Genomic DNA, 12,489 nt, shown 5'->3' with positions numbered 1-12,489 from the left:
ATAGAAAGGGGTATCGTATGTCCTGGAAATTTGATGAAAAATCACCCATTTACGTTCAAATCGTACAGCATATCAAAATGCAGATTATCAGTCAAGAAATTAAAATCGGTGACCAACTCCCAACTGTCCGTGAACTTGCCGAAGAAGCTGGTGTTAATCCCAACACCGTGCAACGTGCCTTTTCAGAATTAGAACGTGAAGGTATGGTTTACTCTCAACGAACATCTGGGCGTTTTGTAACAGAAGATACCGATCTTATCATGCAAAAACGTCGCGAAGTTGCCGAAGCTGAACTCCAATCATTTGTTAACAATATGCAAAAGATGGGGTTCCAAATCGATAACATCGTTTCTGTATTAGAATCTTATATCAAGGAGAAAAATTAGGATGACACAACTGCTCCAACTGCATCACGTTACCAAAAAATACAAAAAGCATGTGGCTATCGATGATGTTACACTCAGCCTTCCTGCTGGTAAAATTATTGGTTTACTCGGTCCAAACGGCAGTGGTAAAACAACACTCATAAAATTAATGAATGGACTTCTTCACCCAACCACTGGCGATATTGTCATTGACGGTTATCGCCCTTCTGTGGAAACAAAGAAAATCGTTTCATATCTACCTGACACGTCTTACTTGCGAGAAAATATGAAAATCAAGGATGCTTTGACATTATTCGAGGACTTCTATAATGATTTCTCACGTGAAAAAGCTGAGCATCTTTTAGAAGACTTAGATCTCAATCCTGATGAGCAACTCAAAAATTTATCTAAAGGAAATAAAGAAAAAGTCCAACTCATTCTAGTCATGAGCCGCCAAGCTAAGCTATACATTCTTGACGAACCGATTGGCGGTGTTGATCCAGCAGCACGAGAATACATTCTACGCACAATTATTAATAATTACTGTGAAGATGCTTCAGTTGTTATTTCAACACATTTAATCGCTGAAATTGAACCCATTCTTGATGAAATCGTCTTTCTTAAAGAAGGAAAAGTGATCTTACAAGGAAATACCGATGATATTCGTGAAGAGTATGGTAAATCAATTGACTTACTCTTTCGTGAAAAATATAAAGCTTAGGAGGAATTATGTTTTCAAAACTTTTAAAATACGAACTAAAATCCGTTGGCAAGTGGTATTTTGCTCTCAATGCTTCTGTTATTGCCATTTCATTTTTCCTTGGCTTTAGTATAAGATCTCTTGAAGCATATGCCCAAAATCAGTCTGGAATCAACTCTGCACACTTCGCTCAGTTTATTCCAATTATCTTAGCTTTAATTTTTGGTGTGTTAGTTGCTGGTGCTTGGATTGCAACTTTGGTGATTATTATTCGTCGATTTTATAAAAATGTCTTTGGGTGCGAAGGTTATTTAACATTAACACTGCCTGTCTCCTCTCACCAACTAATTCTCTCTAAACTTATTGCTTCATTTATATGGACTGTTTTCAATGCTATTGTCCTAGTAATCGGAATTACTCTTCTTGTCTTACCAATTTCTGGTGTCGGAAGATTTTTAATGGCTCTTCCTTACTTTGCATCCCTCTTTACACCAACTGAATGGTTAATTCTTTTCATTTGTTTCATTCTATCAAGTCTTTCAGGTATTTTAATGATTTATCTTGCTATTGCTGTTGGACAATTGTTTACGGATAGACGCGCGCTCATGGGCTTTGTTGCTTGCTTCGCTATTGCTACCATCGTCATTATTTTATCTGAAACGATTAGTAGTCAACTCACAAGAGACACATTTGATATTAATATTAATCTTTTTACTTATTTTGGGATTGAATGTCTTATTGAGGGGATTGTATTTTACTTTGCAACTAACTATCTATTAAAAAACAAGCTAAATATTCAATAGAGACATCAGCCAAGCTGATGCTTTTTCTATTGTACAACAATCCGTTTCAAATCACATAGTTCTTTCAATCAAGAAACCTAAAACAAGACTCTCAGAAACACAAACTAGACAAAACATAAAAATAAAAAACGCTGATATATCAACGTTTTGAAAAACTTTACTAAACTATGAAAAGCTTTGATGGAGCCGGTGGGAGTCGAACCCACGTCCAGACACCTGCCAATACATTTGTCTACAACCATAGGTTATGTTTTTAGTTTAACTTAATCTCGATACATAACTCAAACCTAGATGAAGCGAGTCTATTAATCTCTTTTTGGTCAGCTAGACAATAACCAAACGTAGCTTGTTAATCAATGAAACCTCTAGCAAAACACAAGCAATTCTGTAGAGATCACGCGAGCTGTTTTTTAGGCAGCTACAGCGTAAGAATTTGTATTTTTTGCAGTTATATTTAACTGGCAATTTTACATCTGCCGATGAGTTGCAAAATGTACCGCATAATGCCTGTCGAATCCGTAACGACCCCAGATATTATAAAAATGGAAAACCACTATGAGTATTATAACAGATAAAGTTAAAAATAGCAAAAAAAAATCACTTATGATATGATAACATTATGAAAACGAAAATATCTAAGCGCTATGTTTTTTTTCAGCGACTAATCCAGTTTTTAGGAATTTTAGCCTTGATTGGTACTTTAACTTTAGTGGTTTGGTTTTACCGATTAGGAATCTTGAATGATAGCAACGCCTTGAAAGATTTTGTCCAACGTCACCAATTCTGGGGACCATTAATTTTTGTTTTGGTTCAAATTTTTCAAATTGTTTTCCCAGTTATCCCTGGTGGTGTAACAACCATAGCTGGCTTCCTTATTTTCGGTCCTTGGCTTGGTTTTTTGTACAATTATCTTGGAATTATCATTGGAAGTATTATCCTCTTCTTGCTCGTCCGTATCTATGGAAGAAAATTTATTTTGCTATTTGCAAATGAAAAAAATTTTTATAAATACGAAGCAAGACTTGAAACAAAGGGATTTGAGATATTTTTTATCCTTTGTATGTTGTCACCGATATCTCCTGCTGATGTATTGGTGATGATTACTGGACTGACACGTATTTCTCTAAGACGTTTTATTCTAATTATCATGCTCGCAAAACCGATTTCCATTATTTCATATAGCTATATTTGGATTTTTGGTGGCGACCTTATCAAAATGATTTTGCATTAAATTAAAGGTTAGGGTAATTTGATTTACCCTATTTTTATTTCTAAATCATCTTCGTATTACTTCTACTGACATGATGAAACTCACCATATTTACATGAAATTTTCATGTAAACGTTTCAATAACCTTGAAAAATCCCTACATAGTAGTAGACTTATAACGAAGGAGTTTACTAATGAAGTTATACGTTCAATTTATGATTATTCTGGTCTTTTCATTTATTGGAGAGGCAATTTCGAATTTGTTGCATTTACCTATTCCTGGTAGCATTATTGGGCTAGTGCTACTTTTTCTTGCGCTCGAATTTAAAATTATCCGCCTTAGACACATTGACGTTGTCGGAAATTTTTTATTGAATAATATGACCATTCTTTTTTTGCCTGCAGCTGTTGGGATTATGGAAAAATTTAACGATATTAAGGACTACTTGCTTCCTATTACTATCATTATTTTAGGCGCGATCTTCCTAAATATTGCCGTTATCGGTTTTGTTGTGCAATTTATCAAAAAACGTTTTGAAGGAGATTACGTCGATAAAGGAGTCCGTCATGAATGAGGTTATCACAAATCCAATCTTTGGTATAATGGTGTCAATTCTTGCTTATTTAATGGGAATGTTAATTTTTAGACGTTTTCCGCATCCCATTACAACACCATTACTTCTAGCAACTTGTTTTATTATCGCCTTTCTAAAAATAAGTAACATTTCGTATTCCGACTATTACGTTGGAGGAAGCTACCTAAACATGCTTATCGTTCCTTCGACTGTCGCACTTGGAATACCGCTTTATCGCTCATTTCACCTAATGAAACATCACATCAGAAGCATTCTGTCAGGTATTTTTATCGCTTGTATCGTTAACACTACATTCACAGCACTTATCGCTAAAATTTTTGGAATTAAATACCTCTTAGCTATTTCTTTATTTCCCAAATCTGTAACAACTGCTATGGCAGTTGGAATCACCGACAAAATGGGCGGAATTACAACAGTTACCCTTGTCGTTGTTGTCATCACTGGAATTTTAACTAGCGTTCTTGGTCCAGTTTTTCTAAAACTTTTAATAATTGATGATCCAGTAGCGATTGGATTAAGTCTTGGTGGTACAGGACACGCTATCGGAACAGGTACAGCCTTAAAATATGGTTATGTCGAAGGCGCAATGGCTGGTCTCGCCATTGGCGTAACAGGAATCGTATATGTTATTATTAGCCCAATTGTTGCTCAAATTATTCTGAAATAACACTAGTATAAGAACCAAGTCTGAGAAATCATCTCAGACTTTTTTACTATGTAGAAATTCAAGCTATAAATCTTAGCAAGAAAACAATAGCTACTCAAAAATCCTAGCCAATTCATGCATAAAAACTGCAGCAACAATTCAATCTTTCTAAGGAAGATTCCCCTAATTTTCTTTCCCAAAAATTATGAGTCAAGTTAATTCAAAACATAACAAACTTTTTAAGTTATATCATCCGTACTCTAATAGTTTTTTAAGGTACTGTACCAAATACAAACATTATCTTAGATATTTAGGTAAAAAAGATCTGCAAATACCTTGTTTTTTTATTTGGAAATGTCCTTAAGTGACTCTAAAGCTCTTCAAAATGAATACATTCTTATACTTCAAAAAGCCTTGATTTCAAGGCTTTTTAGGTAGATTATAACTCTCCACCCTAAGGGAATCGAACCCCTATTTCAAGAACCGGAATCTTGCGTGATATCCATTACACTAAGAGTGGCAACTTATTATATTATACCATATCAAAGTAAAAAGAAAAGACCTGTTTAACAGGTCTTTTCTTTTTATTATAATTCAATATCGCCAAACAAGTCAGCCATTGAGAATCCAGTTTGAGTTTCTGGAAGTTCGTAATCACGTTTAGCTTCACGTTTTGGACGACGTGGACGAGATTGACGTTTTTCTTCATTTTCAGCTTGTGCGGGACGTTCTTCAAGAGCTTTGATAGAAAGTGATACACGTTCTGCAGCAGCGTTAACATCAAGAACTTTAACGTTAACTTCTTGACCTACTGAAAGGACATCTTTTGGATTTTCAACACGTTTGTGTGAAATTTGTGAGATGTGAACAAGTCCATCGATACCAGGTAATACTTCAACGAAAGCACCAAAGTCAGTTAAACGTTTAACTTTACCTTCAACAACATCACCAGTAGCAAGTTTTTGTTCTACGCCATCCCAAGGCCCAGGTGTTGTAGCTTTAAGCGAAAGTGATACACGACCTGCTTCTTCGTCAATTGAAAGAACTTTAACTTCAACTTCTTCACCAACAGAAACAACTGATTTAGGTGATACGTTATGTTCGTGAGACAATTCAGTCACGTGAACAAGTCCGTCAACACCACCAAGGTCGATGAAAGCACCAAAGCTTGTCAAACGAGCAACTTTACCTTTAACAATTGCACCTTCTTCAAGCTTAGAGAAGACTTCTTTACGAGCTGCAGCAGCTTTTTCTTCAATAACTTCACGACGTGAAAGAATGAAGCGGTTTTCAGCTGGAACAACTTCTTTAATTTTACCTTCAAACTCTTGACCAACAAATTTTTCAGTGTTACGTACAAAACGAGTGTCGATCATTGAGGCTGGGATGAATCCGCGAACTCCTTCAAATTCAACTGAAAGACCACCTTTAACAGCACGTGTACCTTTAACAGTAACAACTTCATCTTTACGACCAACAAGTTTTTCCCAAGCTTTGCGAGCTTCCAAGCGTTTTTTAGAGACAAGGAAAGTAACTGTATCAGTATCTTTACCTACAACTTGACGAAGAACAAGAACTTCAACTGTGTCGCCAGTTTTAACAAAGTCATTGATGTCAGCATCACGTTCGTTAGTCAATTCACGAAGTGTAAGGACACCTTCAACACCTGTTCCTTCGATGACAACGTTTGCTTGATCATTATCAAGAGTTAAAACTTCCGCAGTGACTACATCACCAGGTTTTACTTCGCTAACACTGTTTAGCAAATCTTCAAATTCATTCATTCTAAAAAATCCTCCAACAAAAGCTAGGTAATGCTAACTTTTGACAACAATAATATTTCTCAAGGTAACCCGCAACGACAACAACTTTTATCTTTGACGGTGTCAAGCCAAAACTTGATACCTTTGACTGGGGTAGCTGGATTCGAACCAACGCATGAGGGAGTCAAAGTCCCTTGCCTTACCGCTTGGCTATACCCCAAAAAAAATGTACATTCTAAGACTTCTCTTAGAATGGAAGGGGAGGGATTCGAACCCCCGAACCCGAAGGAGCGGATTTACAGTCCGCCGCGTTTAGCCTCTTCGCTACCCTTCCGTTACAACAAAAACTATTCTAGCATAGTTTTTGTTCTCTTGCAAGTACTTTTCGGCTTTTTTTAGCGATTAAGATTGTAATTTTCAATAATACTTTCAATCGTTTGTTCTAATGTCTTGAAGAATGCTTCGACTTCTCCATTCTTGACAATTGCAAATTTACCGTCTAGTTCAGCAATTTCACCAATGATTTTTTTACCAGCTGTTAAAGTATAGCCTTCGACTTTTGCATTATTGATTTCAACCTTAGCATCAGCTAGTTGAATTTCGATTTTCTTATCTTTTTTGCTCATTCTTTCACCTCACTTTACCCATTTTACATGAAAACGAAAAAGCTTGCAAGAGCAAGCTTTCGTTTTTTAGTTAACTTTGTAAATCCAACCTTCTGGAGCTTCAATATCACCAAACTGGATACCAACAAGCTCGTCATAAAGTTTACGGGTTACAGGACCTACTTCTGTTTCGCTATAAAAGACATGGAAGTCATCTCCGTGTTGAACACCACCGATTGGTGAAATAACGGCTGCTGTACCACAAGCACCAGCTTCAACGAATTTGTCCAATTCATCAAGTTTTACCTCACCTTGGATAGCTTTCATACCAAAGCGGTGCTCTGCCAAGTAAAGAAGCGAATATTTTGTGATGGATGGCAAAATAGATGGGCTAAGCGGTGTGATAAATTCATTATCCGCTGTAATACCGAAGAAGTTTGCTGAACCGACTTCTTCAATTTTGGTATGAGTAGTTGGGTCAAGATAAATAACGTCAGAGAATTTGCGGTCGTGTGCTACTTTCCCTGGAAGAAGGCTTGCTGCGTAGTTACCACCAACTTTTGCAGCACCTGTTCCATTCGGTGCAGCACGGTCATATTTATCTTGAATCAAGAAGTTTGTTGGCGCCAAGCCACCTTTGAAGTAATTTCCAACTGGCATGGCAAAAATAGTGAAAATATATTCATCAGCTGGGTGAACACCAATAATATCACCAACACCAATCAAAAGAGGACGTAGATAAAGAGTTGCACCTGTACCATATGGTGGGACGAATTCTTCATTGGCGCGCACAACTTGCTTAGCGGCATCAATGAATTTTTCGGTTGGCACTTGTGGCATAAGAAGGCGGTCTGCTGTGCGTTGTAAACGTTCTGCATTCATATTTGGACGGAATAATTGAACAGAGCCATCTTTTGTGCGATAAGCTTTCAAGCCTTCAAACGCTTGTTGACCATAATGCAAAGCTGGAGACGATTCTGAAATATGAAGTGTTGCATCTTCTGTTAATTGTCCGTCATCCCATTTACCGTCTTTGTAATATGAAATATAGCGAAATGGTAATCTATGATAGGAAAATCCTAGGTTTTCCCAGTCTAAATCTACTGTCATGTTAAATCCTCTTTCTTTATTTTTATCTTATTGTACGCTTTTTAAATCTTTTTTCAAGTGGTTTTTCATAAAATTCTGAAAATTTATTTTGAAAATAAATCGGGGACTTTTCCCCGACTTATGAATTTATTTGATTCGTGCGCTAAATACACCTTCATCAGAAATTTTATCCGAGATAAATGAACCGTTACTTGTACGTTCAGAAAGGTTTAAATCTTCTAAAATAGCTTGGTAAACAGCTCCTTTATTTGAACGGACTTCTAATGTTTCAACATCATCAGAAGCATGAACTGGTCCAGCCATAAAGACACGATGTGGTTTTGATTTGAGTTCGCGTAAGACTTGCAAACCACGATTAGCACGGCTTGTAGCTGGAATAACCTCTGTCGCCATACGTTTAAGGCTACCACGTTGTGTTAAGATAAAGAAACTATCTGTATTGGCAACAAAGGCTGAGGCTACGAAATCATCGTCTTTAAGGTTGATTGCCTTGACCCCTGCTGCTTTTGCGCTAACGACTGGCACTTCTTCGATATTAAAATGCAGTGCATAACCGTTGTGTGTCATAATCATTACGTCGTCTAACGCAATTGGTGAGATGGTAACAACACTATCATCAATATTTTTTAACTTAGCGTATTTAACTGATTTTGATTTGTAAGTGCGCCAAGGTGTGAATTCCTTGCGTTCAAAGCGTTTGATTTGTCCAAGTTTTGTTGCAGCAAAGTAGGTTTGTGAACCGAAATCATCAACAATTTCAGCATACAAAACGTATTCATCAGTCGCAAAGTTGGTAATGGTTTGTGACAAGTGTTCACCGATATCTTTCCAACGAATATCAGTCAATTCATTGATTGGACGGTAAATGACATTACCAAGATTTGTGAAAATCAGCAAGTGCTGTGTTGTCTTAGCATGTGCTACGAAAATCAACTCATCATCATCACGTTTTCCAATTTCTTCAACTGTCGAAGCGTTGTAAGAACGTGGACTGGTACGTTTGATATAACCGCCTTTCGTTACGCTAACAAAGGTATCTTCCTCAACAATCAAGCTTGCCACATCAATTTCAATCGTTTCAGCTTCAGCTTGCAATTCTGTCAAACGTGGTGTAGCAAATTTTTTCTTAACTTCGCGCAATTCACGTTTCATGACATTGTACATGGTACGTTCATCACCGATAATGGCTTTAAGCATTGTAATACGTTCACGAAGCTCTGCTTCTTCCTTTTCAAGCGTTACAATATCAGTATTTGTCAAACGGTACAATTGCAATGTGACGATTGCTTCGGCTTGTTCTTCCGAGAATTCATAGCTAGCTTTCAAATTTGCTTTAGCGTCAGCTTTATTTTCAGACGCACGAATAAGAGCAATAACGTCGTCAAGAATCGAAATCACACGAATCAAACCTTCCACGATATGAAGGCGCTTTTCAGCTTTTTCTTTATCAAATTTCGAACGAGCAACGATAATTTCTTTACGGTGCGCAATGTAACTTGTCAACATTGGAACGATACCAACCTGACGTGGTGTGTAGTTATCAATGGCAACCATGTTGAAATTGTAATTCACCTGCAAATCTGTGTATTTCAAAAGATAGTTGAGAACAGTTTGTTCGTCAGCGTCTTTTTTAAGCTCAATAGCAATACGCAGACCATCACGGTCGGATTCATCACGAACTTCCGCGATACCAGGCACTTTATTATTCACACGAACATCATCGATTTTCTTAACAAGTACCGCTTTATTAACTTCATAAGGAATTTCTGTAACGACAATCTGTTTTTTACCACCTTTGAGGCTTTCAATGTCTGTGCGTGAGCGAACCACAACACGACCTTTACCAGTCTCATAAGCTTTACGAATGCCATCTTTACCTTGAATAATCGCACCAGTAGGAAAATCTGGTCCAGGCAAGAATTCCATTAATTTATCCAATTTAGCATTAGGATGATCAATGAGGTAAACAACCGCATCAATCACTTCTGCTAAATTATGTGGCGGAATATCCGTTGCATAACCTGCTGAAATCCCTGTCGCACCATTTACCAAAAGGTTTGGAAAGGCCGCAGGTAAAACCGTTGGCTCTTTCTCAGTATCATCAAAGTTCCAAGCAAAAGGAACCGTATCTTTGTCAATATCATGGAGTAAATAACCCGCAATTTCTGACAAGCGTGCTTCGGTATAACGCATGGCAGCTGGTGGGTCACCATCCATAGAACCGTTGTTACCGTGCATTTCAATTAAAGTTGCACGATTCTTCCAATCTTGACTCATACGCACCATGGCGTCGTAAATTGAAGAGTCACCGTGTGGGTGGAAATTACCCATAACGTTACCGACGGATTTCGCCGATTTACGGAAACCTTTATCAAAGGTATTGCCGTCTTTATTCATTGAATAAAGGATACGGCGTTGAACAGGTTTCAAGCCATCACGAATGTCTGGCAAAGCCCGCTCTTGAATAATATATTTGGAATATCGCCCAAAACGATCTCCCATAATGTCTTCAAGAGACATATTTTGTACATTTGACATGTTTATTATCCTTTTTATCTTACATCAAAAATTATAATTTAAGCCCATCATTTTAAACAGATAATAGAGCGTTACTGGTCACTTTCAACGACTGATTAAAACACCGTATTTTCTTCTAGAGTGAATTTGACGTTGTCCTCAATCCATTTACGGCGTGGTTCAACTTTGTCGCCCATGAGGACATTGACACGGCGTTCGGCACGTGCTAAGTCTTCAATTGTTACACGAATTAAGGTGCGTGTTTCTGGATTCATGGTTGTTTCCCAAAGTTGGTCAGCATTCATTTCCCCAAGACCTTTGTAACGTTGTAGCTGAGCACCTTTACCAAATTTTTGACGTAATTCTTCTAACTCGCCATCTGTCCATGCATATTCCACTTGCTCTTTCTTGCCTTTCCCTTTTGACATTTTATAAAGAGGTGGAAGGGCAATATAGACGTGTCCAGTCTCAATTAGCGGACGCATATAACGATAAAAGAACGTTAATAAAAGCGTTTGAATGTGAGCACCGTCGGTATCGGCATCGGTCATGATAATAATCTTATCGTAGTTAGAATTTTCAACGTTAAATTCTGCACCAACCCCCGCACCAATTGTGTAAATCATGGTATTGATTTCTTCGTTTTTTACAATGTCAGACATCTTGGCTTTTGCCGTATTCAACACCTTACCACGCAATGGTAGAATCGCTTGGAATTTGCGGTCACGACCTTGTTTAGCTGAACCACCGGCAGAATCCCCTTCGACCAGATATAATTCGTTTTTCTTAGGATTCTTAGACTGTGCTGGCGTTAATTTACCAGAAAGCAAGCCCTTATCCTTTTTATTTTTCTTACCGTTACGTGATTCGTCACGCGCCTTGCGAGCTGCTTCTCTGGCATCACGCGCTTTAATTGCTTTGCGAACAAGGTTTGAAGCAATTTCGCCGTTTTCTAAAAGGAAATACGTTAATTTTTCAGAAACGATTCCGTCAACAATTGGACGTGCTAATGGGCTTCCAAGTTTGTCTTTGGTTTGCCCTTCAAATTGTAAATGTTCTTCTGGCACAAGAATTGAAAGCACCGCTGACAAGCCTTCACGGTAATCAGAACCTTCTAAATTCTTATCTTTTTCTTTCAGCAAACCAGACTTACGAGCATAATCATTCATTGCCTTAGTAATAGCTGATTTTAGACCAGTTTCATGCGTACCACCGTCTTTTGTACGAACATTGTTAACAAAAGAAAGGATATTATCAGAAAAACCGTCGTTATATTGGAGAGCGACTTCAACTTGGAAATTTTGGTCTTCACCTGTAACTGAAATAACTGGTGTCAACGTTTCCTTATCTTCATTGAGGTATTCAACAAAATCTTGCACCCCATTTTCATAATGAAATTCCAAATATTCTGCTTCTTCTGGACGATTATCTGTTAAAGTCAATGTCACATCTTTAAGCAAGAAAGCAGATTCTTTCAAGCGCTCAGCAATCGTGTTGAACTTAAAATCAATTGTCGAGAAAATTGTGTCATCAGGCATAAAAGTGACTTTTGTCCCTGATTTTGATTTTGGTGCTGTACCGATTTTTTTTAGCGTAGTAACTGGTTTCCCACCATTTTCAAAACGTTGCTTGTAAACGGCACCGTCACGTGTGATTTCAACTTCAAGCCAGCGAGAAAGCGCATTAACAACCGAAGAACCCACTCCATGCAGACCTCCAGATGTCTTATAGCCACCTTGGCCGAATTTACCACCTGCGTGGAGAACGGTAAAGATAACCTCAACTGTTGGAATCCCTATAGCGTGCTTACCAGTAGGCATTCCACGTCCTTGGTCACTAACTGTCGCACTACCGTCAGAATTGATAATCACGTCAATCTGATTACCAAAACCAGAAAGTGCCTCATCGACAGCATTATCGACAATTTCCCAAACTAAGTGATGAAGACCAGTCGCATCTGTTGAACCGATATACATCCCTGGACGTTTACGAACAGCATCCAATCCTTCCAAGACCTGAATCGCATCGTCATTATAATTATTTACATTAATTTCTTTTTTAGCCAAAAGTGACCTCCAAATAGTTCATCTTTTTTATATTACAAGTTTTTTCTGATTTTTGCAAAAAAAAATCAAAAATTCTGACGATTTTGCACGTCATTTTGCCTTTTCTCAC

General features: G+C 37.7%; 11 protein-coding genes, 3 tRNA genes and 1 other RNA gene. 6 read left to right on the top strand and 9 right to left on the bottom strand.

The window, feature by feature from the left end; all coding sequences use genetic code 11:
- The first annotated feature begins 17 nt into the window (after positions 1 to 17).
- The 3 genes from SMA_RS04570 to SMA_RS04560 are packed head-to-tail and all read left to right on the top strand — an operon-like array spanning position 18 to position 1,868.
- The gene (locus tag SMA_RS04570; RefSeq protein WP_014294448.1) at positions 18 to 386 is read left to right on the top strand and encodes a GntR family transcriptional regulator; all 369 of its coding nucleotides are present in this window, start codon (positions 18 to 20) and stop codon (positions 384 to 386) included.
- A gap of 1 nt (position 387) precedes the next feature.
- Positions 388 to 1,086: an ABC transporter ATP-binding protein gene (locus tag SMA_RS04565; protein WP_014294447.1), complete on the top strand. Its 699-nt coding sequence runs from the start codon at positions 388 to 390 to the stop codon at positions 1,084 to 1,086.
- Between the two features lie 8 nt (positions 1,087 to 1,094).
- On the top strand, positions 1,095 to 1,868 hold the full coding sequence (locus SMA_RS04560; protein WP_014294446.1) for a hypothetical protein: 774 nt from the start codon (positions 1,095 to 1,097) through the stop codon (positions 1,866 to 1,868).
- Between the two features lie 178 nt (positions 1,869 to 2,046).
- On the opposite strand, the gene ssrA is transcribed toward SMA_RS04560, so the two are convergent.
- Positions 2,047 to 2,397, bottom strand: a transfer-messenger RNA (tmRNA) gene (ssrA, locus tag SMA_RS10895).
- 90 nt (positions 2,398 to 2,487) lie between these two features.
- On the opposite strand from ssrA, the gene SMA_RS04555 reads away from it, so the two are divergent.
- From SMA_RS04555 to SMA_RS04545, 3 genes are all read left to right on the top strand, one after another.
- On the top strand, positions 2,488 to 3,099 hold the full coding sequence (locus SMA_RS04555; protein ID WP_014294445.1) for a TVP38/TMEM64 family protein: 612 nt from the start codon (positions 2,488 to 2,490) through the stop codon (positions 3,097 to 3,099).
- A gap of 172 nt (positions 3,100 to 3,271) precedes the next feature.
- Complete coding sequence (locus SMA_RS04550) at positions 3,272 to 3,652, top strand: CidA/LrgA family protein (RefSeq protein ID WP_014294444.1); 381 nt, start codon at positions 3,272 to 3,274, stop codon at positions 3,650 to 3,652.
- The gene (locus tag SMA_RS04545) at positions 3,645 to 4,340 is read left to right on the top strand and encodes an LrgB family protein (protein WP_014294443.1); all 696 of its coding nucleotides are present in this window, start codon (positions 3,645 to 3,647) and stop codon (positions 4,338 to 4,340) included. The genes SMA_RS04550 and SMA_RS04545 overlap by 8 nt, the downstream gene beginning before the upstream one ends.
- 427 nt (positions 4,341 to 4,767) lie before the next feature.
- On the opposite strand, the gene SMA_RS04540 is transcribed toward SMA_RS04545, so the two are convergent.
- The 8 genes from SMA_RS04540 to parE all read right to left on the bottom strand — a co-directional run bounded on the left by SMA_RS04540 (position 4,768) and on the right by parE (position 12,380).
- Positions 4,768 to 4,839, bottom strand: a tRNA-Arg gene (locus SMA_RS04540).
- A 67-nt stretch (positions 4,840 to 4,906) separates the two neighbouring features.
- Entirely contained in the window at positions 4,907 to 6,103 is a 1,197-nt protein-coding gene (gene rpsA / locus SMA_RS04535) for a 30S ribosomal protein S1 (RefSeq protein ID WP_014294442.1), read from the bottom strand.
- 127 nt (positions 6,104 to 6,230) lie between these two features.
- A tRNA-Gln gene (locus SMA_RS04530) sits at positions 6,231 to 6,302 on the bottom strand.
- A 33-nt stretch (positions 6,303 to 6,335) separates the two neighbouring features.
- Positions 6,336 to 6,416 (bottom strand) — tRNA-Tyr (locus SMA_RS04525).
- 61 nt (positions 6,417 to 6,477) lie between these two features.
- Positions 6,478 to 6,708, bottom strand: a complete 231-nt coding sequence (locus SMA_RS04520) for a DUF2969 domain-containing protein (protein WP_012961904.1) — start codon at positions 6,706 to 6,708, stop codon at positions 6,478 to 6,480.
- Between the two features lie 66 nt (positions 6,709 to 6,774).
- Entirely contained in the window at positions 6,775 to 7,797 is a 1,023-nt protein-coding gene (locus SMA_RS04515; protein WP_014294441.1) for a branched-chain amino acid aminotransferase, read from the bottom strand.
- A gap of 126 nt (positions 7,798 to 7,923) precedes the next feature.
- Positions 7,924 to 10,335 (bottom strand): DNA topoisomerase IV subunit A, encoded by a 2,412-nt coding sequence (parC, locus tag SMA_RS04510; RefSeq protein ID WP_014294440.1) that lies wholly within the window; start codon positions 10,333 to 10,335, stop codon positions 7,924 to 7,926.
- Between the two features lie 95 nt (positions 10,336 to 10,430).
- Positions 10,431 to 12,380, bottom strand: a complete 1,950-nt coding sequence (gene parE / locus SMA_RS04505; protein ID WP_014294439.1) for a DNA topoisomerase IV subunit B — start codon at positions 12,378 to 12,380, stop codon at positions 10,431 to 10,433.
- Positions 12,381 to 12,489 lie beyond the last annotated feature (109 nt).

Origin of the sequence: Streptococcus macedonicus ACA-DC 198 (assembly GCA_000283635.1) — a bacterium.
In the GTDB taxonomy this organism is placed as follows: domain Bacteria; phylum Bacillota; class Bacilli; order Lactobacillales; family Streptococcaceae; genus Streptococcus; species Streptococcus macedonicus.
The sequence above is the reverse complement of the archived record's forward strand: the minus strand, read 5'-3'. Positions and strand labels throughout refer to the sequence as shown.